This is a genomic window from Niveispirillum sp. SYP-B3756, from assembly GCF_009495745.1.
Classification (GTDB): domain Bacteria; phylum Pseudomonadota; class Alphaproteobacteria; order Azospirillales; family Azospirillaceae; genus Niveispirillum.
In genome coordinates, this window is record NZ_WIDQ01000001.1 from 730,126 (window position 1) to 750,661 (window position 20,536).

The following is a 20,536-nucleotide window of genomic DNA, read 5'->3' on the forward strand; positions in this document are numbered from 1 at the left end:
GCCTTGGCACCCCTTTTTTGTGTCCTTCTCTTGTCTCCACGCCCCCGCCAAAGGTCGGGGTTATCGAACTATTAAAGATATTTAAAAATAATCATCGCTGGATTTCATAATCAAAAATTCAAACGCTCTTTCCAGCCATTTTCCCGATATATCGCACAATGATGGCTCTGTTGCGGTGATGTCACAGTGATTTGCAAAGGGGCAAATCAACAAATCTCACGCTTGTGACGCGTAACATTACTGTCATTTTGTTGTAAGAAACGAAGTGCTCAGATAGGGCAACATCCTGGGAGGATACACGATGAAGTTGAAATCTTCTGCCGCCAAAGCTTTGTTTGCTGGTGCTGCCCTGGTGGCCATGTCGGCCACTTCCCCCGCCTTCGCCCAGCAAACCGGGGAGGTGGATGCGCTGAAGGCCCAGGTAAAGGAATTGCTGTCCCGCATTGAGAAGCTGGAAAAGGCCGCCCCCGTCGCCGCCCCTGCTGCGGCTGCCGGTTCGGCCAGCGCCGCGCCCGCAGCACCTAAGGATATGCCGCTGGTCTCTGCCAGCGCCTTCAAGGCACCGCAGATTGTGCAGTCTGGCAACAGCAAGCTGAAGCTGACGCTGACCGGCTGGGTCAACCGCATGGTGACCTATGCCGATGATGGCGTGAGCAACGATTTCATCTTCGCCGACAATAACGGTGCCTCTACCCGCATCCGCTTCACCGGTGTGGCGAAGCTGAATGATGAATGGAGTGCCGGCACCGATATCGAGCTGGAAGCGATTTCCGCCAACAGCCGTTCCACCGGCCTTCACACCGACAGCGGCGCCTTCGCCTTCAATGAGCGCAAGCTTGAATTCTTCATTGAAAGCAAGAGCCTGGGTCGCCTGTGGGTGGGCCAGGGCGACACGGCTTCCAACATCACGTCGGAAATTGATCTGTCCGGCACAGCCAATATGGGCGGCTACGCCGATGTCGGCGCCACCTTCGGCGGTATCGGCATCCGGGCCAAGGGCACCAATGCCACCGTCGGCACCGTCAACAGCCTGTTCAACGATCTGGACGGCCTGCACCGCGAAGACCGGGTGCGCTATGACACCCCCACCTTCGCCGGCGGCTTTGTCGGGTCCACCAGCGTCACCGAGGGCGGGGCGATGGATGCGGCCCTGCGCTATAATGGCAAGATCGGCACCACCATGGTGGCCGGTGCCGTCGCCTATGCCAATTCCGACAGCCGCGATGTCGCCGGCTTCGATTTCGGCAACCAGTATAATGGCTCCGTCTCCGCCCGGCTGGAAAACGGCTTCAATGTGACCTTCGCCGCCGGCACGCGGGAGCAGAAGGCCGGGTTCGACACCAATTTCTGGTACGGCAAGGTGGGTTATCTCGCCAAGCTGAACGATCTGGGCACCACGGCCTTCTCGGTGGATTATTTCACCCAGGATGATTTCGCCGTGCGTGGGGCCAAGGGCAAGGCCTATGGCGCCTATGTGGTGCAGGTGATCGATGCGCTGTCCACCGACCTCTATGCCGGTGTGCGCAACCATCAGTATGACCGGCCCAACGTCTCCTATTACGATGCATTGGCTGTCATGACCGGTGCCCGCGTCCGGTTCTGATCATCGTTCTGGCGAAATCCGGGACGGTCTTGCGACAGCTGCACCGGATTTCCCCCTTCGCCCGGCCTTTCTCAAGGCCGGGCTTTTTTATGCGCCCTCAGTCGTCAGGCGGCGGCTTCCGCCGACTTGGCTCACGCGACCGCAGGCCCGTGGGCCTGCGGTCGCCGGCCGCCAGGGGTCATGTCCCATGCCCCCTGGCATTGCCCGGTTGACGCGCCCGGCAGACATGCTATGTCCCCAACCGGATCTTGAATGAAAGCGGGCGGGGTTGGCGTGAACGGATGGCAATGGACGCTGCTGGTACATTTCGGGCTGGCGGCGCTGGCCGTCTGGCCGGCGATCCGGCTGCTGGGCCGGGCCGGGTTGCCGCGCGGCTGGGTGGTCTGGCTGGCGCTGCCGGTGCTGGGCTGGCCCATCTTCACCAGCCTGCTGGCCTTCAAGCCCTGGCCCACCCTGCCGCCACGACCGGAAAAGCTGCATCCGCGTGAAAGGCTGCGCCGCGCCCGCGACGCCGCCGCCGCCCAGAAGGGGAAATAAGCCATGCCGGTTTTTGGTGACAGTGTGGAACTGTTCCTGTTTCTGCCCGGTTGGCTGGCCACGCTGATCGTGGTGCTGTCCATCACCTGGACCATCTGCATGGCCGGGATCGCGCTGGGCAAGATCGGGCGCAACCCGCTCTGGGCCCTGGTGGTCTTCCTCTGGTTCCCGCTGCTGACGGCGGGCCTGTGGTACATGGCGCTGTCCCGCTGGCCGCGGCTGGACCAAAAACCGCCGGCAGGGTGATTTCCGATGCGGCGCCATGGGCGGCACCCTTATCTGGATCACGATGGCCCCATCGCCTTTGCCCATCGCGGCGGCGGGCTGGAAGCGCCGGAAAACAGCCTCGCCGCCTTTGCCCGTGCCATCGATCTGGGCTTCCGCTATATCGAAACCGATGTGCAATTGACGGGCGACGGCCAGCTGGTCGTCTTCCACGATGAGGTGCTGGACCGGCTGACCGATGGGCAGGGGCGGTTGGACGCGCTGCCTTGGTCCGCCATCGCGCAGGCCCGTATTGCCGGGCAGGAACCGATCCCCCTGCTGGAAGAGGTGCTGGAACGCTGGCCCGACCTGCACCTGAACATTGATCCCAAAAGCGACCGCGCCGCCCTGGCTTTACCCGACATGCTGCACCGGCATGGCGCGCTGGGCCGCGTCTGCGTCGGTTCTTTTTCCGGGACGCGGCTGGCCCGGCTGCGACAGGCGCTGGGGCCTGATCTCTGTTCCAGCGCTGGCCCGGCCCAGGTGGCGCGCGTCTGGTTCGGCGCGCACGGCCTGCCGTTGGGGCGGCCGTGCAGTGATTGCCTGCAGGTGCCGCAGCACCACCATGGTCTGCCCATCGTCACCCCCGCCTTCATCCGCACCGCCCATCGCCACGGGCTGCCCGTGCATGTCTGGACGGTGGATGAGGCGGCGGAGATGGAATATCTGCTGGATCTGGGGGTGGACGGGCTGATCAGCGACCGTCCAAGCCTGCTGCGTGATGTCTTGCGCCGCCGGGGGCAATGGCGTAGATAGCCCCTTATCCCGGATGAAACACCAGCCGGGCTTCCGTGCCCCGGCCGCTGCGCATTTCAAACCGGGCGTCGATCTGCTGGGCCAGCAATTTCACCAGCCGCAGCCCCAGGCTCTGTGTGCGGGCCAGATCGAAGCCGGGTGGCAGGCCCACACCATCATCGCTGATAATCAGGCAGAGCCGGTCGCCCTCCATCGGGGTCACCACCAGATCGATCCGGCCACCATCGCGTCCATTGAAGCCATGTTCCATGGCATTGCTGACCAGTTCGGCCACGATCAGGGCCAGCGGCACCATCTTTTCCGACAAAAGCGGCAGGGACGGCGCGCTGACCTGACAATTCACGCCCTCCACCCCGGCGGCGGCCAGCAGATCGTCGGCCAGCTCGCGCAGGAACAGGGGGAGATCGCTCTGGCTGCTGTTGGGATCATGCAGGCGGCGGTGGATGCGGCCGATCAGGGCCAGCCGGGCCGCCGCATCGGCCAGCACCCGCCGCGCACCTTCATCCGTGATGTCCGCCCGTTGCAGGGCCAGCAGGGCGGAGACGAGCTGAAGATTGTTGGAAACGCGGTGCTGCAGTTCGGCAAACAGCACCTCCCGCTGGCGGGCATGGTCCAGGGCAGTCTCCTCCGCCCGCAGCGCCCGTTCCCGTTCGCGCCGCAACTGGGTCAGGGCCAGCCGGATCAGATGGATGATGGCGATATCAATGGCCACCACCAGAAAGAAAAAGCCCAAGGCAAAGGCGTTGGGCCCGTCCAAGGCAACAGCCCGGACGGGTGGCATGAAGAAAAACCAAGCCGTCAGCCCGGAGAGGAGGGAGGCAACAATCCCCGGCCACAGGCCCGCCGCCAGAGCGGTGAGGATGACAGCCGGGAAATAGGTCAGGAACGGATAGCCGGCCGGCATGAACGGGTCCGCCCATTGCCGCAGCAGAGTGGCAATCACCACGCTGATGACCGCGAAGCCATAGCGGTACCGCGGCGACCACCGTTCCTCGTCAATAAGAAGCAAGGCTTTGCTGATCAGGGCCATGGGACGCGGCTGGACCTTTTCCGGATATGGTTAAAGCGGGGGAGGTACCCCTTTTTGTCCATACCAATATGGGGCAGCAGCAGGCTGTGATAAATCATGTTTGGGGAAATTTAATTGTCCGGGTCGGCCCTTTCTCCCATGGCGCGCCGCGTCTCCTCATGCACTGCCTGGTCGTGGCCGGAGCGGTTGGAGAAGAAGACCAGAGCCATCAGCCCGCCCCCCACCACCAGGGAGCCCAGACCGCCCAGCACCAGGGCGATGATGCCATGCAGGCTGATCGGCTGCCCGTCATCCACCTGCCCCCAGGCCAGCACACCCGTGGCCACGGCCAGCACCAGCAAGGCCAGCAGGCAGGCAATCACGATTTTGGCACCATTGCTCATCCGCCATCACTCCCAAGGTCATTTTTATATCGAGTCGAGATCGGCTTCTTGGTATCACGAAGCCGCCGCCTCGCCAGCCCTTTTGGAAAAGCTGGGTTGCAAGCACCCTTGGGCCAAGGGGCGGAACTGGACAGCGGCACGGGCTGTCGCTAACGTCCCTGCCCGGTTCAACATGAAACCGTGACGGATATTTCCCATGAAGAGCGGCGTGAAGAAAGTCGTGCTCGCCTATTCCGGCGGCCTCGATACCTCGGTGATCCTGAAATGGCTGCAGGAGACCTACCGATGCGAGGTGGTCACCTTCACCGCCGATCTCGGCCAGGGGGAGGAGCTGGAGCCCGCCCGCAAGAAGGCCGAACTGCTGGGCGTGAAGCCGGAAAACATCTTCATCGATGATCTGCGCGAAGAATTCGTGCGGGATTTCGTGTTCCCGATGTTCCGGGCCAACACGCTGTATGAAGGCACCTATCTGCTGGGTACCTCCATCGCCCGCCCGCTGATCGCCAAGCGCCAGATCGAGATTGCCAATCAGGTCGGTGCCGATGCCGTGTCCCACGGTGCCACCGGCAAGGGCAATGATCAGGTCCGGTTTGAGCTGGGCTATTACGCCCTGAAGCCGGATGTGACGGTGATCGCGCCCTGGCGCGAATGGGATCTGAACAGCCGCACCCAGTTGCTGGAATTCGCGGAAAAGCACCAGATTCCCATCGCCAAGGACAAGCGCGGCGAGGCCCCCTATTCCACCGACGCCAACATGCTGCACATCTCCTACGAGGGGAAGGCGCTGGAAGATCCGTGGGTGGAGCCCGATGAGGACATGTTCACCCGCACCGTGGCCCCGGAAAAGGCCCCGGACGAGGCGGAATATGTCGAGATCGAATATGTCGGTGGTGATCCGGTCGCGGTGAATGGCGTGAAGCTGTCGCCGGCCAACCTGCTGACGGAACTGAACCGCCTGGCCGGCAAGCACGGCATTGGCCGCCTGGATCTGGTGGAAAACCGCTTTGTCGGCATGAAGAGCCGTGGCGTGTATGAGACGCCGGGCGGCACGCTGCTGTCCGTTGCCCATCGCGGCATTGAGAGCATCACGCTGGACCGCGAGGCCATGCATCTCAAGGACGAGATGATGCCGCGCTATGCCAAGCTGATCTATAATGGCTTCTGGTTCTCCGCCGAGCGTGAGGCCCTGCAGGCCCTGATCGACAAGACCCAGGAACGCGTCAACGGCATGGTCCGGCTGAAGCTGTTCAAGGGTGCTGCCCGCGTTGTCGGTCGCAAGAGCCCCAACAGCCTGTACCGGCTGGATTATGTGACGTTTGAGGCCGACAGCGTCTATAACCAGAAGGATGCCGAAGGCTTCATCAAGCTGAACGCGCTGCGCCTGCGCCTGAACAAGATCGCCAAGGATCTGTGATCCGCTGGCATATCCCCTGCCGGCTGGCGGGGGATGGTCAGTTCTGATGAAACCGCCCGCTTTCCGTCATCGGAGGCGGGCGGTTTTGTTTTTTGGGGAGCGCCCAGGTGCATTGGCAGGGAAGAGTGGGATTTTCCCCAATCATTTTGCCTGCTTTACTGTCATTCCCGCGAAGGCGGGAATCCAAAATCCGTGCTGTCGTATGGATTCCCGCCTTCGCGGGAATGACAGTGGTTCTTAATCCCGGCGTCCTATCAACCCCCGATCCCTTCCACCGGGCGCAACACGGCATCATCCGGTAAGTCGATGAAAAACCGCTCTGCCAACAACGCGCGGAATTCCCGCTCGTCGCTGATCTGCCGTTCCTCCACCAGCACCCCATCCAGCCGTCGCCGGTACTGGCCGTTCAGCAGCGTATGGCGTTCCCGCAGGGTGGTGCGCGATGCGACGCGGTTCTGCACAAAGCGGGAACTGGGGTGGGTGGCGGTGAAGTGATTGCCGAAGGCCAGATCGGCATCCACCACCGCCTCATCCCCGAACCAATAGAGCCCTAACCATTCCCCGTCGCGCCGGAGTTCCAGCTCCCAGCCGGGTGACCAGTCGGACGGGCGCAGGCGCCAGCGCTCCCCGCCGCTGTCATACTCCCCCGCCAGCAGCGGCAGCGGTTCGGCCAGGCAGGAGCCACCGAAGCCGACATCGGTAATGTAATCCTGCCCCTCCACCGCCACCAGCAACAGCAGGTGGCTGCGCCCGCCCGGCTCCCCGCCCATGCGCACCCGCGCCAGCCGGCGGCGGGGGGTGAAGCCGACAGCTGCCAGGGCCAGCGCCAACAGGCTGTTTTGTTCAAAGCAATAGCCGCCGCGACGCTGGCCCACCAGCTTGGCGCAGATGGCTTCCGGTTCCAGCCGGATCGGCAGCCCCATCTGGATATCCAGATTCTCAAACGGGATGTTGGCCGTATGGCCGGTATGGATGGCGTGCAGCCCGGCCAGAACGGGCAATACCGAACCGTCCAGCCCGATGCGGGCCAGATAGGCGGAAAGATCGAACATGGGGTGGCTTTCCCTGCTGGATTTGCTTATGCCGCCGGCGGCTGCCAGGGGTCATAGGTGCCGAAATGCCAGACATGGCCTTCCGGGTCACGGATGGTGAAGGCGCGACTGCCATAGCTGGTCTCGCTGATGCCGCCTTCCAGCGGCTCCACCCCCGCCGCCCGCACCCGCGCCAGCAGCCCGTCCACATCCTGGATGGTGAGGGAAAGGCAGGCAGCCCCCCGCCCGTCCGGGTCGGGCGCGCGAAAACCATATTGATCCTGTTTGTCCGATCCCAGCATCACCATGCCTGCACCCAGCACCAGCTCGGCATGGATGATCTCATTCTCCGTCGCACCCGGCACCACCAGATGCGGCTGAAAGCCGACCACACGGGTCAGCCAGTCGATGGCCGCCCTGGCGTCGTGATAGCGCAGGCAGGGTGTCACCAGCCCGTCACGCGGGCTGGGGGCGGTTGATTCCATGGACATTACCGGGCCTCCTTGGGCATGGGTGGCCTCCCCGCCACCTTCCCCTACGTCAGCATAATATTGGCAGACTGGCCAGTGCCCCTTCCGCTACGATAGCTTTTCCTATATGCACGCCATGAAATCGTACCGGCCCCCGCTGGCGCGAGCGCTAAACATGCTTGGTTGAGTTGGAGGTTCAAGGTGAAGGGGCTTAAGCCGCTGCTGATATCCGGCAAGGAAGTGCTGCCGCTCGTTGAAGGCGGCAAGGGCATTGCCGTGTCCAACGGGCAAAGCTCCGGCGCCTGGGCGGCGGCGGGCGGCGTCGGCACCTTCTCCGGCGTCAATGCCGACAGCTATGATGCCGATGGCAATATCCTGGATCAGGTCTATCATTCCAAAACCCGGCGCGGCCGGCATGAGGAACTGATCGCCTATGGCATCCAGGGTGGCATCGCCCAGGCCCGCATTGCGCATGAAATGTCGAACGGCGAGGGCCGGCTGCATGTCAATGTGCTGTGGGAAATGGGCGGGGCGGAGGAAATCCTGCACGGCATCCTGGAAGGGGCGCCGGGCTTGGTGCATGGCGTGACCTGCGGCGCCGGGATGCCTTACAAGGTGGCGGAAATCGCGGCCAAGTTCGGCGTCTATTATTACCCGATCGTCAGTTCGGCCCGCGCCTTCCGCGCGCTGTGGCTGCGCGCCTTCAACAAGTTCCCCAATCTGCTGGGCGGCGTGGTCTATGAAGACCCCTGGCTGGCCGGCGGCCATAACGGCCTGTCCAACAGCGAAGACCCGCAGCGGCCGGAAGATCCCTATCCGCGTGTCGCAGCATTGCGCCAGATGATGAACAGTTTCGGCCTGACCGAAACCCCCGTCATCATGGCGGGCGGCGTCTGGTGGCTGTCGGAATGGGAACATTGGCTGGATAATCCGGAAATCGGCCCCGTGGCCTTCCAGTTCGGCACCCGCCCGCTGCTGACCCAGGAAAGCCCGATTTCGGAAGCCTGGAAGCAGCGGTTGCTGACGCTCAAGGCCGGCGATGTCTTCCTGAACCGTTTCTCCCCCACCGGCTTTTATTCGTCGGCGGTGCGCAACCCGTTCCTGGAAAACCTGCGCCAGCGCTCCGATCGGCAGATCGCGTTTTCGGTGGAACCGGTGGGCGAGTTGACGGATGAACTGGCTTTGGGCCCCCGTGGCCGTCCGGTCTATGTTACCAAGGCCGACAAGGACCATGCGGAAGGCTGGATTTCCCAGGGCTTCAGCACCGGGCTGAAGACGCCGGACAATACGCTGGTCTTCGTCACGCCGGACGAATCGCGCCGCATCCTGAAGGATCAGGTGGATTGCATGGGCTGCCTGTCGGCCTGCGCCTTCTCCAACTGGTCGCAGAATGAGGAAGGCACCACCGGCCGCCGCGCCGACCCGCGTTCCTTCTGCATCCAGAAGACCCTGCAGAACATCTCCCATTCCGAAGATGTGGAAAACCAGTTGATGTTCGCTGGCCACAATGCCTACCGCTTCGCCAGCGACCCCTGGTACAAGGATGGCTTCGTGCCGACGGTGAAGCAGCTGGTCGACCGTATCGCCAGCGGATATTGAGCCCGGGCACCCACCCTGAAAAGCAAGTGGTGACAGCCGGGCATCAAGCCGGGCTGTCACCGCCCAGCCAGTCGGCAAAGGCCGACAAGGCACGGCTGGCCGGGCGGGATTTCAGCCAGGTCAGCCAGTAACGCCCGTTGACGGTGCCGGTGGCAAAGGGCTGCACCAGCCGCCCGGCCTCAATCTCCCGCGAAAACATCATCGCCGGGGCCAGGGCGACGCCATGGCCCTGCAAGGCCGCCTCCACCATCAACCAGGAACTGTCGAAGATCGGGCCACGCACAGCCGGGCAATCACAGCCGGCGGCGGCGAACCAGTGCGGCCATTCATCGGCGCGGTAGGATCGTAGCAGCACCTCGCCTGCCAGATCGGCCGGCTGACGCAGGCGGGCGGCGGTAGCCGGCGAGCAAAGCGGGCTCATCGGTGCTTCAAACAGGCTGACCGCCTCCATCCCATGCCAGGCACCATCGCCGAAACGGATGGCGGCATCCAGCCCCTCTGCCGCCACATCGACCCGGTTATTGTTGGTCATGATGCGCAGGTCGATGAAGGGATGGCGTTCGCGGAAATCGGCCAGTCTTGGCAGCAGCCAGCCAACAGCAAAGGTGCCCACCACGCCCACCGACAGCACCTCAGTCACCCGCCCCACCTCAAACCGGTGCAGCAGGCGGCCGATACGGTCGAAGCTGTCGCGCACGCCGGGCAGCAGGGCGATGCCCTCATCCGTCAGCACCAGCCCGCGCGGCAGGCGACGGAACAGCTTCGCCCCCAGTCGCGCCTCCAGCCCCTTCACCTGATGGCTGACGGCGGCCTGGGTGACGCACAGCTCAATGGCCGCCTTGGTGAAGGAAAGATGCCGGGCCGATGCCTCAAACGCGCGCAGCGCGTTCAGCGGCAGATGGGGGCGGGTCATGGTGTTATGCCCTAATTTTTCTAATGGCTTTGCCGATTTTACACAGTTTGTCGTAAGCCCACCAGATGCCTACCCTGTTCCCAGCCAATCAACGGGGATGTGCAAGATGGAACGGCGTAATTTATTGACAAATATGGCTTTACTGGGTGCTGCCGCTGTGACGGCTCCTCTGGTTTACCGCATGGCCCAGGCCGACACGGGCAGTGCCACCGGCTTTACCGGCATGAGGAAGGATATCGAGGCGCTGGAGCGGGCCAGGGGTGGCCGGCTGGGCGTGGCGGTGTTGGATACCGCCAGCGGTCGCGCCATGGATTGGCGGGGGGATGAGCGGTTTGCCATGTGCAGCACCTTCAAATTCCTGCTGGCCGGCCATGTGCTGGCCCTGGTGGATGCGGGCCGGGAACGGCTGGACCGTACCCTGCCCGTGCCGCCTAAGGAAAAGCTGCTGGATTGGTCGCCGGCCACGGAACCCCATGCCGGCGGCAGCCTGGATATCGCCGCCCTCTGCCATGGCATCATCACGCGGAGCGATAATACGGGCGCCAATATGCTGCTGGATGCCACGGGCGGGCCGGAAGCCCTGACGGCTTGGCTGCGCCAGTTGGGCGATACGATTACCCGCTGCGACCGCCCCGAACCGGCGGCCAATCTGGTCCCACCGGGTGAGGTGCGGGACACCACCACGCCGATTTCCATGTTGGGCCTGATGCGTACTTTGTTGCTGGGCAATGCCTTGTCGGCCCCGTCGCGCAAGCAACTGACCGACTGGCTGATCGCCAACACCACCGGCGACAATCGCCTGCGCGCCGGGCTGCCGGCGGGCTGGAAGGTGGGGGACAAGACGGGATCATGGGACGATGCCACCAACGATATCGCCATCGTCTGGCCCAAGGGTGCCACCGCCCCGCTGCTGATCACCAGCTATTACCGCAATGCCGACCTGGACAGCAAAGGCCGCAACGCCGTGCTGGCCGAGGTGGGGCGGATCGTGGCGCGGGGGGTGTGAGTACAGAGGCTGGGAAGCACCCAGCCTCATTTTCTTTATCTGCAAAAAAAATTGTGTAAAATACATCATCACAGGTTTTACGACAGAGTATCCAATATGGGTATATATAAATTTGTTCTTTTAGTTATTATTACGTTATCGGTAGAAAATGCCGCCCATGCGCGAGAATCTATTGGTTACAATGGAATTCTTCGATGTGAATATGCTATATATAGTTTTACGGAGACAGGGGAGGCATTCTGGTCCTCTAAATACAATCCTGAAGCTGAAAATCAAGAAAGTGAAATTCATATTATTGACGATAACTCAAATGCAATATCAAGTTATAAATATGATGGAACCATCACCCTTCCCTTCACGCCAAGTAATTTTGCAATAAAAACTGACAATGAATGGAAAGAAAACGGCATATTGAAATACGATAAAGATAGAAAAATTATGGAAATAATACGTAATGATGATTTAGAGCGCTATGGTAAAAATAGCGCGATCACCATAAATGGAGTTAATGAATCAAAATACTACTCTCAAATATATTTAAAAAATATTATGTTAATTTATGAGATTTCAGCCAAAAACAATGATCGGGTTTTAATCAAAAAATACAATAAAAAATATCCAAGAATTCGCTTTCGGAAGGGAAATTATTTTAGCACGGAATACAAAAATAATGCCTTAAAGTTCTCGGTCTTCGCAGGGGGTTCTACAAAATGGACACGTACAGTTCCAACCATCAGCATTGATAAGATTAGCTTTTTCAAGCCGAATGGAGAACCTGCCGGGTTGGTCATGCGGGAATATCCCCCCGAAGGTGGGGTCCGGCTGATCCATTATGATCTGAAGGCGGACAAACGAAGCCTGATCTGGTCCCTGCCCCGGGGAGATGTAGAGGAAATGATCCTCTCACCCGACCAGAGCCGGGTGATCGGCTTCATTCATGGTTATGGGGTGCCGCAAATCACCCTGCTGCAGGGGAATAATGCGGCTGTGCAACAGGCCTTGCGGGATTGGGCAGAGGGGCATGAGCTGGCAGCGTTGAGCTTGGTGGCCGTGGGGCCGGCGGGGCGCCGGCTTTTGTTGAATGCCACCAGTGTGGAAGGACGCAGCGCCTATCTGCTGGTGGAGACGGCCACCGGAACGGTTCGGCCCTTGCCGATCCGTTGTGACGATGGCGTTCAGGTTCGCACGGAATTTCTGGCGGCGCCCAGCGGCGCTGGCTTCGATCTTCCCTATTATCGCTTTACCACCCAGGTACCGGCCATCCCGGATGGTCCCGCCCCACCCGTTCTGGTCTATATCCATGGGGGACCGAACAGCCAGATGTCCCCCCGCTGGCCGATCGCGCTTTCGCTGGCGCAGCGGGGCTGGGAGGTCATCGCCCCTGAATATCGCGGGGCGGCCGGCTATGGCGGCCCGCTGCTCCATGCCGGCCGGGGAAATCTGGGGCCGATCCTGGCGCAGGATGTGGAAGCCGTGTTGGAACAGCTTCACCTCGCCGGGCGGCGGGTGGTTCTGTTGGGGGAAAGCCTGGGGGGCCGTATCGCCCTGGAGATGATCAATCGGCATCCGGAGCGCTATGCAGGGGTCTTTCTCCTCAGCGCCGTTGTGGATGTAGAGGGGGCTTTCAGCCGTCAGCAACGCCTGGGCGGTCTTCAGACACCGTGGAGCGAAGGGCCGTGGATGCAGAAGGGAAGCCTCTGGCAGCCGGCAACCAATACCCCCTTTGCCGGGCCCATATTCATCCATCATGGTGGCGAAGATCAAAAGGCCCCCATCGCACAGATCAGAAAAGCCAAAAAGGCGATGCAGGCGGCTGGCTGGGATGTCTGCCTGCATGTTGCCCACCAAAGCGGGCATGGCATCTCGACGCTGGAGGGGTATCGGAACCTGGAAAAACTATTTGCGTGTTTTGAAACGCGGCTGAATCATCGGGAAATGAGCGACAGTTGTGGCCGTCCGCTCGACATGGTCGACCAGAATCCGGACTGGCTTTCCCCTCTTTCTTCCTTCAGCCAAATGCCGGGGGTTCACCCACCCCCGGCCTGATGTCACTTGGGGGCTGCCGCCCCCTCACTCAAACCGGTGCGGCACGAAGCGGGAGCTGTTATGGGTGATGACGTTGGTGTCTTCGCGGATGCCGATGCCCCGGCATTCATCGCCCACCATCCAGGAACCGATCACCGCATAATGGTCCCGCATCACGCCCTTGGCGTCCGGTCCCTTGGCCGACGCAACGGGTGACCAGGCCTGATAGACATAGCCCTCGTTCCCATAGGGCCCGGCGGTTTCCAGTTCCGGGCGACCGGTCAGCGCACCGCCCGGCCCCAGGGTGGCGACGGAGATATTGGCCCCTTCGCGGCCCAGCAGCGGCTTGGCCACCACGCGGGTGCCGGGGGCAAAGGCGCGGCGGTCGAAATGCGCCTCCACCAGATAGGGGTGATAGGGGTACATTTCCCACAGGATGGCCAGTAGCCCCTTGTTGGACAGCAGCATCTTCCAGGCCGGCTCCACCGCGCGGATCTTGTCGCGCGCCACCAGATCCAGCAGGTTGCCGCCGAAATCATCGGTCACCAGCCATTCCCAGGGCGTCAGCTTGAACAGGCTGGTGATTTCCTGATCTTCCAGATCGGTGAAGAAGGACCGGCTGGACCGGTCCCAGGGGCTGGTCTCATTGGTCCAGCCGATATCCGACAGGGCAATGGATTTGGTGGCCAGCCCGGCCTCCGTCGCCGTATCCTGGATATAGCGCAGCGTGCCCTCATCTTCCGTATGCGGCATGGCGCAGGTCAGGTGCAGGGCCAGGAACTGTTCATGGGCCCCGCGCCGCCCGTCATCGGCGGCCAGCCGGCGGTCGGCGCGCAGCAAGCCGCGCCAGGCATCGACCAGCCCTTCATGGATGGAATTGAACTGGTCGCCTTCCGGGAACACATCTTCCAGCCAGGCCCATTGCGCCACTGCCGCCTCATACAGGCCCGTCGGCGTATCGGCATTATATTCCAGCAGCTTGGGCATCCCGTCGCCATGGTCCGCCCCGCCATAGGCCAGATCGAACCGGCCATAGAGGGAGAATTCCCGCCCTTCCTGCCGCCGTGCCCAGGATGCCTCGATGGCGGGCACGGCACTGGCGGGGATGTTCAGCAGCGGATAGAGCTTTTCCTTGATGATGCGCTGGGCGGCGGAGATGCACATCTTGTGCAGTTCCACGCTGGCCTCATCCAGCAGATCAACCTCTGCTTCGCTGAGCAGCCAATAAGCACTTTCATCCCAATAGATGCCGGTGGGGTCTTCCGGGCTGGGGATGGTGTGGAAATCAAAGCCCAGCGCTTCCATCTTGGCGCGCCAATCGGGGCGGGGACGGATCGACATACGCTGCATGATGGGTCACATCCTGGAGAAAGGGTACGGCGGGCGGTCAGCCGCCGCCGCTGAAACCTGAACCGCTGAAGCTGGAGGAGGATTTGCCGAAGCCGCCGCGCGTGGTGGTGCGCGAGGGCGTGCCCACCTGACCGGATTTGCTGACCGTGGTGGAAACGGTGGTCGGCACCGACGACCGGCTGAAACTGTCGCGGGAGCCGCCGGACCAGCGGCCGATATCGGCATTGCCGCTGCGCATATAGCCGTCGCGGTCCACATAGACCGGGCGGGGATAGTAATATCCCCGGCTGCCCCCGCCGATATAGCCGTAATTAGATTGCGGCTGCAGGGCACGGGCCAGCATGAAGCCCATCAGGGCCGGCACGAACACGTTGGAGACACTGCCATCGGGCTGGGCGACCACCGTAGACTGGCAGGCCCCTGCCCCCATCTGCGCCTCGCAACTGTTCATGTCATTGAAGCGCGGGGCGTTCTGCTGGTGCAACTGACGCGATTGTTCAAACGCCGCGTTGCACTCCTCGACACTGAATTCCGTCTCACACGCCTGGACGGAGGGGAAAATCTTCGCCTCCGTCTGCTGGGGAGCATCATCGCCGCAGGCCGCCAGCATCACCGCCGCCGCGCTACCCACCAGCAAGGTGGAGATATAGGCGGACCGGCGACGCTTGCGCGGCGGCGGTTGGGGGGCGGGGTGCTGGCTGTCGGTCATCGCGGTGACTTCTTTCTTGGGCGGTATCGGAGACGGGCTCAGCCCTGTTTGCCGGGCCAGGGCAATGCGGCAGGATCGGCCGGGGCAGCGGCCGGTGCCGGGGCAGCCAGGGCCGCCGGCTTGCCGGACAGGCGGGCCAAACGCTCCTGCACCGATGCGCCACCGGCCCCACTGCTGTTGCCCACGGCCTTCAATGCGGCTTCGATATTGGCATCACCCATATTTTCGCTGGTGCGGCTGGACAGGTCGGTCAGGGCCTGGGCCTTCATGCGGGCGGCTTCGGCATTGGTGCGGGCCTGCTGGGCGCGGCGCTGCATGGCATCCACCGCCACGGTCAGCTTGGAGCCCTCGCCCTCCCCGCGCAGGCCGGCCACCTGGGCGGCGCGGTTGGCGCGCTCCTTCTCCCGCTCTTCCTGGATCTTGGCGCGCTCCATGTCACGCTCGGCCTTGGTCAGGGCGGATTTGGCCTCTGTCAGCATCTTGGCCTTTTCACGGTAGGCCTGTTCGGCCTCCGCCACCAATGCCTCGGCCTCATCGGCCTCCCGCTCCTCGATCAGCACTTCGCTTTCCAGGGTTTCCAGCTGGGTCAAAAGATTGGCCAGGCTGGATTCCAGGCTGGCGCGCTTCACCTCATCGGTGGTGCCGGCCAGCAGGCTGTTGAGATGTTCGGCGGCGGCCAGACGGCGGTTATAATTCTCCCGCGCTTCCACGGCTTCCTTGTGTTCGCGCTGCAGCTCCACCCGCAGGTTGGCCAGCAGCTTGCCGGCCTTGTCCAGGTCGGTTTCCATCACCCGCAACTGGGCGGTGGAAGCACTCTTGGGGTCCAGTTCGACCAGTGCATCCACGATCTGCCGGCCAACTTTCTCACCCTTGACGCCCAACAGCGTGCGGAAGAACTGCATCATTGCTGACAACTCCTGAATGAAGACGCGAATGCGGTATCGGATGGGGCAAATGTGGGAAGCCGCCAATCCGCGCAAAAGGGGTAAACCACACCAAGGTTAGTGAAAAATACCGTTGGCGGGATCAGACCGAGAGCGCTCCGGCATTAAGGATGCCCATGGCGATGGAGAAGGTGGCCAGCGTGATGCCATAGCCCAGCCGGTCTTCTTCGATCCCCTGGCGGAAACCCGGCAGCTTCAGACAGACGATACCAAACACCGCCAGCTGGCAGACAAGGGCCACCGCGCCCCACATCAACAGGTCCAGCACCGCATAGGTACCCGATGCGATGGAAAACAGGGCGATGGCCATGCCGATGACGGTGCCGCCCAGGCTGACCGCAGCGGCGGTATTGCCCTGGCGGATCAAGGCGATCTCCCGATAGGGGGTGATCATCATATAGATGGTCACCGCCACCGCCAGCAGCGCCACGGAGGTGCCGAGGAAGGTGAAATAGAGGGGAAGGGTTTGCAGCATCGTCCCTGTCGCTCCGTCCAGAGGCCGGCCCTGGTGGCGCGGCGCATTTTGGCGCGCAGGGTAACCATTCTGCGGATCAGTTGCAAAGGTGACGAAAGGGAGAACCTGAAAGGAGGGTCAGTTCTGCCGGTCCGCCACCGCCGTCAGGGCCGTTATCACCCCGCGCCACTCATCCACCAGCCGCCGCAGCCGGTCCTTCACCACCAGCAGGATGGTCAGATCGCGCGGGCGGTCGATGCGGGGATAGGTGCCAAAGGCACCGGGGCTGGAAATGATGGGGCAGGAACCATCGGATGCCGCCGTTTCACACCACAACCCCACACCGTAACCGGCCAGCGACTCCGCCGCGTCGGGCAGGCTGAGCCGCTTGGCACTGGCCGACAGGTTGCGCTCCATGGCGACGAAGGCGCTTTCCGGCAGGATGCGGCGACCCGCCGGGCTCAGCCCCTTGGCCATGATCATACACAGGATGCGTTCATAATCATCCGGCGTGGCGATCAGCCCGCCGGCCACCCCCCATTTATCACCCCAGCGGCAGGCAGGCGACAGGCCCAGCGGATCGGCGATGCGGCGGCGGAACAGGCTGTTCCAATCGGCCCCACCCGCCTGTTCCACCAGAAAACCCGCCACCTGCATGGACAGGCCGCCATAGGCGAAGACGGTGCCCGGCGTGCCGGACAGGTCCAGGCCGGGCACAGCGCGGGCTGCATCGGCCGACGTGGCATAGCGCCGGTCCTGCCGCCGGGGACTGGGCGTGGGCAGGCCGGATGTATGGCTCATCAGTTGGGCAAGCGTGATGGCAGCCGCTGGGGTGCCGTTCGGGGCGATGCCGGCCTGCCCCAGCGTCAGGTCCAGCCGCAGCCGTCCCTCTGCCACGAAGGACATCACCAGCAGCCCGGCCACCCATTTGCTGGCCGAGGCCACCGGCACCGGTGTCGCCGGGCCGATATCGCCGAAATAGCCGCGATAGAGGGTCTGCCCATGATGCAGCGCCACGGCCGACACCCCGTCCAGCCCATGGCGCTGGATCGCTGCCTGGATCAGGGCAGTGATATCCTGCAGGTCCACCGGCGGGGGCGCTGCTGCGGCATTCAGGAGACGGGGCCGCCCGGCCACCAGCAGAACGCCAAGGGTCGCCGCCTGCGCCAGCAGCCGGCGGCGATCCAGAAGCTTGGACGAAATGGACGCCGATTCCATGGATATCCCCCCCTATCAGGACAAAGCCGCTGGCCCTGATACGGGGGGAGGTCAGGTTCCCTTTACAGAATGAACTTCGACAGGTCGGTATTCTGCGCCAGCCCGTCCAGCTGTTCACGCACATAGGCGGCATCAATGGTGATGGTCTGGCCGCCCTTTTCGGTGGCGGAGAAGCTGATCTCCTCCAGCAGCCGTTCCAGCACCGTGTGCAACCGGCGGGCGCCGATATTCTCCACCGTGCGGTTGATCTCCGCCGCCAGCCGGGCCAGCTCGTCGATGGCGGCATCCTCGAAGACGAGATCCACCTCCTCGGTCTTCATCAAGGCCACATACTGCTTGATCAGGCTGGCTTCCGGCTCCGTCAGGATGCGGCGGAAATCGGCCTGGGTCAGCGGGGTCAGGTTGACGCGGATGGGCAGACGGCCTTGCAATTCCGGCAACAGGTCGCTGGGCTTGGCGATGTGGAAGGCGCCGGACGCGATGAACAGGATATGGTCGGTCTTCACCGGCCCATGCTTGGTGGCCACGGTCGTGCCCTCGATCAGCGGCAGCAGGTCGCGCTGCACGCCTTCGCGGGAAACATCGCCGCCGCGCGCCTCGCTGCGGGCGCAGATCTTGTCCACCTCGTCCAGGAAGACGATGCCGTTCTGTTCCACCGCATGGATGGCGTCGGCCGTCACCTTCTCATTATCCAGCAGCTTGTCGCTCTCCTCCGCCATCAGCAGATCGTAGCTTTCCGACACGCTCATCTTGCGGGTCTTGGTGCGACCGCCGCCAAATGCCTTGCCGAAAATATCGCCCAGATTGACCATGCCCATCTGGGCACCCGGCATCCCCGGCACCTCAAAGCTGGGCATCCCCGGCACGGCATTGTCGGCCACCTGAATCTCGATTTCCTTCTCGTTCAGGCTGCCTTCGCGCAGCATCTTGCGGAACTTGGCGCGGGTGTCGGGGGATGCACCATTGCCGACCAGCGCATCCAGCACCCGCTCTTCGGCCGCCAGTTCGGCCTTGGCCGCCACTTCCTTGCGCAGGCGGGTGCGCGACAGGCCGATGGCGACCTCCACCAGATCGCGGACGATCTGTTCCACATCGCGGCCGACATAACCGACCTCGGTGAATTTGGTGGCTTCCACCTTCAGGAAGGGGGCGTGAGCCAGCTTGGCCAGACGGCGGGCGATTTCCGTCTTGCCGACACCGGTGGGGCCGATCATCAGGATGTTCTTGGGCAGAACCTCATCCTTCAGACCGGCATCCAGTTGCTGGCGGCGCCAGCGGTTGCGCAGCGCGATGGCGACCGCGCGTTTGGCCTCATTCTGACCGACAATATAGCGGTCCAGCTCGGAAACGATCTCACGCGGGGAGAAGGCATTGGCCAGGGGGGACGGTGTGGTCATGATGTCACATCTTCTCCAGCGTGACGGTGTGGTTGGTATAGACGCAGATATCGCCGGCCACCTTCATGGCCCGCCTTGCGATGGTTTCCGCGTCCAGCCCGTCAATATCGATCAGGGCGCGGGCGGCGGCCAGCGCATAGGAACCGCCGGAACCGATGCCGATAATGCCATCCTCCGGCTCCAGCACATCGCCATTGCCGGTGATGATCAGGGAAACATCCTTGTCCGCCACGGCCATCAGGGCTTCCAGCCGGCGCAGGTAACGGTCGGTGCGCCAGTCCTTGGCCATTTCCACCGCCGCACGGGTCAACTGGCCCGGATGCTGTTCCAGCTTGGCTTCCAGCCGTTCGAACAGGGCAAAGGCATCGGCGGTGGCGCCGGCAAAACCGGCCATCACCGAGCCACCGGCCAGACGGCGCACCTTGCGGGCGTTGGACTTCATCACGGTCTGGCCCATGGAAACCTGGCCATCGCCGGCAATCACCACCGTACCGCCCTTGCGGACGGAAAGAATGGTGGTGCCGTGCCACTGGATCGGATCATGGGAGGAAGATTGGCTCATCGCTTGGGTGCTGCCTGCCTGAACGAAAACGGTCCCTGCTATGTGGGCAGTGGGCGCGCCGCGTCAAGAAGGCAGAAACGCAAACCGGCGGTTGCAGGCAGCAACCGCCGGTCATTAACCGCTATCCAGGGTGCTGGTTACAGGCGCTGCTGATCGCCCGTGCTGGCGAAAACGCTGTGCAGGAACCAGGCGATCAGGGTCATCAGCAACAGAAAGCCACCCCAGCGGCGATTGACGCTCATCACGCCCAGGGCCGTGGCAATGGCACCGCCATAGATGAAAAACGACTTCTTCATGGTCGAACACTTTCCCGAACAGGGGGCGGCCCCGGCCGTGCGCATTCATGGCACGCGGGGTTCAAGGCCGGTGATGGCCGCCCGATAGCGCAGGCACCCGACAGGCGGGTGCCGATGAAGCAGGTTCAGCGGGAAAATGCCCAGGGAGGCCCGGTCGGCTGGCGCGGGCCCGTGCGGATGGAACGGCCCACCCAGCACAGGCCCAGACCCAGTAACAGCAACCCGGCGAAAGCCGGGGGTGGCAGGGCGGGGGCCGCCGGGGGCAGCAGGGCACCACCGCCGGTACCGGCAGGCGTCGGCGCTGCCTGCTCCGCCACCGTAGCGATGGCCAGCAGTGCCGAGGGAACGCTGCTGCGGCTGGCACTGCTGTTGGCGCTGGTGCCCGCCCGTTCTGCCTCCGCTCCCGGCAAACCCGCCAGCCCCAAGCCGCCGGCCAGGGCCAGCAGCAACAGCAGCAGCGCCGCCTTGGCCCGCTCCGGCCCATGGCGCAGCAACCGCGCCAGATGCGCGCAAAGCCGGTCAGAATCGGGCGGGACAGGTGGGATCACTATAAGGAGCCTTAAGGGATATAACGG

22 protein-coding genes are annotated in these 20,536 nt (G+C 62.9%); 8 read left to right on the forward strand and 14 right to left on the reverse strand.

Annotated features, from left to right (window positions below; genetic code table 11):
* The first annotated feature begins 301 nt into the window (after window positions 1-301).
* The 4 genes from GE253_RS03455 to GE253_RS03470 all read left to right on the forward strand — a co-directional run bounded on the left by GE253_RS03455 (window position 302) and on the right by GE253_RS03470 (window position 3,160).
* A complete protein-coding gene (locus GE253_RS03455) occupies window positions 302-1,603 on the forward strand; it encodes a hypothetical protein (RefSeq protein ID WP_153202685.1) in 1,302 nt (433 codons plus the stop codon).
* 252 nt (window positions 1,604-1,855) lie between these two features.
* Window positions 1,856-2,140: a hypothetical protein gene (locus GE253_RS03460; protein ID WP_153202686.1), complete on the forward strand. Its 285-nt coding sequence runs from the start codon at window positions 1,856-1,858 to the stop codon at window positions 2,138-2,140.
* Between the two features lie 3 nt (window positions 2,141-2,143).
* Entirely contained in the window at window positions 2,144-2,386 is a 243-nt protein-coding gene (locus tag GE253_RS03465) for a hypothetical protein (RefSeq protein WP_153202687.1), read from the forward strand.
* Window positions 2,387-2,392: 6 nt separating this feature from the next.
* The gene (locus tag GE253_RS03470; protein ID WP_153202688.1) at window positions 2,393-3,160 is read left to right on the forward strand and encodes a glycerophosphodiester phosphodiesterase; all 768 of its coding nucleotides are present in this window, start codon (window positions 2,393-2,395) and stop codon (window positions 3,158-3,160) included.
* Window positions 3,161-3,164: 4 nt separating this feature from the next.
* Here GE253_RS03470 and GE253_RS03475 read toward each other — a convergent pair whose 3' ends face one another.
* Both GE253_RS03475 and GE253_RS03480 read right to left on the reverse strand, forming a co-directional pair.
* Window positions 3,165-4,190: a DUF4118 domain-containing protein gene (locus GE253_RS03475; RefSeq protein ID WP_153202689.1), complete on the reverse strand. Its 1,026-nt coding sequence runs from the start codon at window positions 4,188-4,190 to the stop codon at window positions 3,165-3,167.
* A gap of 110 nt (window positions 4,191-4,300) precedes the next feature.
* Window positions 4,301-4,573: a hypothetical protein gene (locus tag GE253_RS03480; protein ID WP_153202690.1), complete on the reverse strand. Its 273-nt coding sequence runs from the start codon at window positions 4,571-4,573 to the stop codon at window positions 4,301-4,303.
* A 196-nt stretch (window positions 4,574-4,769) separates the two neighbouring features.
* Between GE253_RS03480 and GE253_RS03485 the strand changes: the two genes are divergently transcribed.
* The gene (locus GE253_RS03485) at window positions 4,770-5,987 is read left to right on the forward strand and encodes an argininosuccinate synthase (protein ID WP_153202691.1); all 1,218 of its coding nucleotides are present in this window, start codon (window positions 4,770-4,772) and stop codon (window positions 5,985-5,987) included.
* 254 nt (window positions 5,988-6,241) lie between these two features.
* On the opposite strand, the gene GE253_RS03490 is transcribed toward GE253_RS03485, so the two are convergent.
* Window positions 6,242-7,039 (reverse strand): arylamine N-acetyltransferase, encoded by a 798-nt coding sequence (locus tag GE253_RS03490; RefSeq protein ID WP_153202692.1) that lies wholly within the window; start codon window positions 7,037-7,039, stop codon window positions 6,242-6,244.
* Window positions 7,040-7,065: 26 nt separating this feature from the next.
* Complete coding sequence (locus tag GE253_RS03495; protein ID WP_211101326.1) at window positions 7,066-7,509, reverse strand: VOC family protein; 444 nt, start codon at window positions 7,507-7,509, stop codon at window positions 7,066-7,068.
* Window positions 7,510-7,689: 180 nt separating this feature from the next.
* Here GE253_RS03495 and GE253_RS03500 point away from each other — a divergent pair, with 180 nt between their 5' ends.
* A complete protein-coding gene (locus GE253_RS03500) occupies window positions 7,690-9,087 on the forward strand; it encodes a nitronate monooxygenase (protein ID WP_348770769.1) in 1,398 nt (465 codons plus the stop codon).
* Window positions 9,088-9,130: 43 nt separating this feature from the next.
* On the opposite strand, the gene GE253_RS03505 is transcribed toward GE253_RS03500, so the two are convergent.
* Window positions 9,131-10,000, reverse strand: a complete 870-nt coding sequence (locus tag GE253_RS03505) for a LysR family transcriptional regulator (protein ID WP_153202694.1) — start codon at window positions 9,998-10,000, stop codon at window positions 9,131-9,133.
* Window positions 10,001-10,106: 106 nt separating this feature from the next.
* On the opposite strand from GE253_RS03505, the gene bla reads away from it, so the two are divergent.
* A complete protein-coding gene (bla, locus tag GE253_RS03510; RefSeq protein WP_153202695.1) occupies window positions 10,107-11,006 on the forward strand; it encodes a class A beta-lactamase in 900 nt (299 codons plus the stop codon).
* Between the two features lie 96 nt (window positions 11,007-11,102).
* Window positions 11,103-13,052, forward strand: coding sequence for an alpha/beta fold hydrolase (locus GE253_RS03515; RefSeq protein WP_153202696.1), 1,950 nt, complete (start codon window positions 11,103-11,105; stop codon window positions 13,050-13,052).
* Between the two features lie 24 nt (window positions 13,053-13,076).
* On the opposite strand, the gene GE253_RS03520 is transcribed toward GE253_RS03515, so the two are convergent.
* The 9 genes from GE253_RS03520 to GE253_RS03560 form a co-directional block, all read right to left on the reverse strand.
* Window positions 13,077-14,381, reverse strand: coding sequence for a glutathionylspermidine synthase family protein (locus tag GE253_RS03520; RefSeq protein WP_153202697.1), 1,305 nt, complete (start codon window positions 14,379-14,381; stop codon window positions 13,077-13,079).
* Window positions 14,382-14,418: 37 nt separating this feature from the next.
* Entirely contained in the window at window positions 14,419-15,090 is a 672-nt protein-coding gene (locus tag GE253_RS03525) for a DUF1190 domain-containing protein (protein ID WP_153202698.1), read from the reverse strand.
* A gap of 38 nt (window positions 15,091-15,128) precedes the next feature.
* A complete protein-coding gene (locus tag GE253_RS03530) occupies window positions 15,129-15,995 on the reverse strand; it encodes a hypothetical protein (RefSeq protein WP_153202699.1) in 867 nt (288 codons plus the stop codon).
* Between the two features lie 121 nt (window positions 15,996-16,116).
* Window positions 16,117-16,509 (reverse strand): DUF350 domain-containing protein, encoded by a 393-nt coding sequence (locus GE253_RS03535; RefSeq protein WP_089288819.1) that lies wholly within the window; start codon window positions 16,507-16,509, stop codon window positions 16,117-16,119.
* 117 nt (window positions 16,510-16,626) lie between these two features.
* Window positions 16,627-17,706 (reverse strand): serine hydrolase domain-containing protein, encoded by a 1,080-nt coding sequence (locus tag GE253_RS03540; RefSeq protein ID WP_153202700.1) that lies wholly within the window; start codon window positions 17,704-17,706, stop codon window positions 16,627-16,629.
* Window positions 17,707-17,768: 62 nt separating this feature from the next.
* Window positions 17,769-19,103, reverse strand: a complete 1,335-nt coding sequence (gene hslU, locus GE253_RS03545) for an ATP-dependent protease ATPase subunit HslU (RefSeq protein WP_153202701.1) — start codon at window positions 19,101-19,103, stop codon at window positions 17,769-17,771.
* Window positions 19,104-19,107: 4 nt separating this feature from the next.
* Window positions 19,108-19,665, reverse strand: coding sequence for an ATP-dependent protease subunit HslV (gene hslV, locus GE253_RS03550; RefSeq protein WP_153202702.1), 558 nt, complete (start codon window positions 19,663-19,665; stop codon window positions 19,108-19,110).
* A gap of 137 nt (window positions 19,666-19,802) precedes the next feature.
* The gene (locus GE253_RS03555) at window positions 19,803-19,961 is read right to left on the reverse strand and encodes a hypothetical protein (RefSeq protein WP_153202703.1); all 159 of its coding nucleotides are present in this window, start codon (window positions 19,959-19,961) and stop codon (window positions 19,803-19,805) included.
* A gap of 125 nt (window positions 19,962-20,086) precedes the next feature.
* Window positions 20,087-20,509, reverse strand: coding sequence for a hypothetical protein (locus tag GE253_RS03560; RefSeq protein ID WP_153202704.1), 423 nt, complete (start codon window positions 20,507-20,509; stop codon window positions 20,087-20,089).
* Between the last annotated feature and the right edge of the window lie 27 nt (window positions 20,510-20,536).

Coding starts and splice junctions, on each gene's coding strand:
- GE253_RS03455 (WP_153202685.1), top strand. CDS start 302: ATGAAGTTGAAATCTTCTGCCGCCAAAGCTTTGTTTGCTGGTGCTGCC.
- GE253_RS03460 (WP_153202686.1), top strand. CDS start 1,856: ATGAAAGCGGGCGGGGTTGGCGTGAACGGATGGCAATGGACGCTGCTG.
- GE253_RS03465 (WP_153202687.1), top strand. CDS start 2,144: ATGCCGGTTTTTGGTGACAGTGTGGAACTGTTCCTGTTTCTGCCCGGT.
- GE253_RS03470 (WP_153202688.1), top strand. CDS start 2,393: ATGCGGCGCCATGGGCGGCACCCTTATCTGGATCACGATGGCCCCATC.
- GE253_RS03475 (WP_153202689.1), bottom strand. CDS start 4,190: ATGGCCCTGATCAGCAAAGCCTTGCTTCTTATTGACGAGGAACGGTGG.
- GE253_RS03480 (WP_153202690.1), bottom strand. CDS start 4,573: ATGAGCAATGGTGCCAAAATCGTGATTGCCTGCCTGCTGGCCTTGCTG.
- GE253_RS03485 (WP_153202691.1), top strand. CDS start 4,770: ATGAAGAGCGGCGTGAAGAAAGTCGTGCTCGCCTATTCCGGCGGCCTC.
- GE253_RS03490 (WP_153202692.1), bottom strand. CDS start 7,039: ATGTTCGATCTTTCCGCCTATCTGGCCCGCATCGGGCTGGACGGTTCG.
- GE253_RS03495 (WP_211101326.1), bottom strand. CDS start 7,509: ATGTCCATGGAATCAACCGCCCCCAGCCCGCGTGACGGGCTGGTGACA.
- GE253_RS03505 (WP_153202694.1), bottom strand. CDS start 10,000: ATGACCCGCCCCCATCTGCCGCTGAACGCGCTGCGCGCGTTTGAGGCA.
- bla (WP_153202695.1), top strand. CDS start 10,107: ATGGAACGGCGTAATTTATTGACAAATATGGCTTTACTGGGTGCTGCC.
- GE253_RS03515 (WP_153202696.1), top strand. CDS start 11,103: ATGGGTATATATAAATTTGTTCTTTTAGTTATTATTACGTTATCGGTA.
- GE253_RS03520 (WP_153202697.1), bottom strand. CDS start 14,381: ATGCAGCGTATGTCGATCCGTCCCCGCCCCGATTGGCGCGCCAAGATG.
- GE253_RS03525 (WP_153202698.1), bottom strand. CDS start 15,090: ATGACCGACAGCCAGCACCCCGCCCCCCAACCGCCGCCGCGCAAGCGT.
- GE253_RS03530 (WP_153202699.1), bottom strand. CDS start 15,995: ATGATGCAGTTCTTCCGCACGCTGTTGGGCGTCAAGGGTGAGAAAGTT.
- GE253_RS03535 (WP_089288819.1), bottom strand. CDS start 16,509: ATGCTGCAAACCCTTCCCCTCTATTTCACCTTCCTCGGCACCTCCGTG.
- GE253_RS03540 (WP_153202700.1), bottom strand. CDS start 17,706: ATGGAATCGGCGTCCATTTCGTCCAAGCTTCTGGATCGCCGCCGGCTG.
- hslU (WP_153202701.1), bottom strand. CDS start 19,103: ATGACCACACCGTCCCCCCTGGCCAATGCCTTCTCCCCGCGTGAGATC.
- hslV (WP_153202702.1), bottom strand. CDS start 19,665: ATGAGCCAATCTTCCTCCCATGATCCGATCCAGTGGCACGGCACCACC.
- GE253_RS03555 (WP_153202703.1), bottom strand. CDS start 19,961: ATGAAGAAGTCGTTTTTCATCTATGGCGGTGCCATTGCCACGGCCCTG.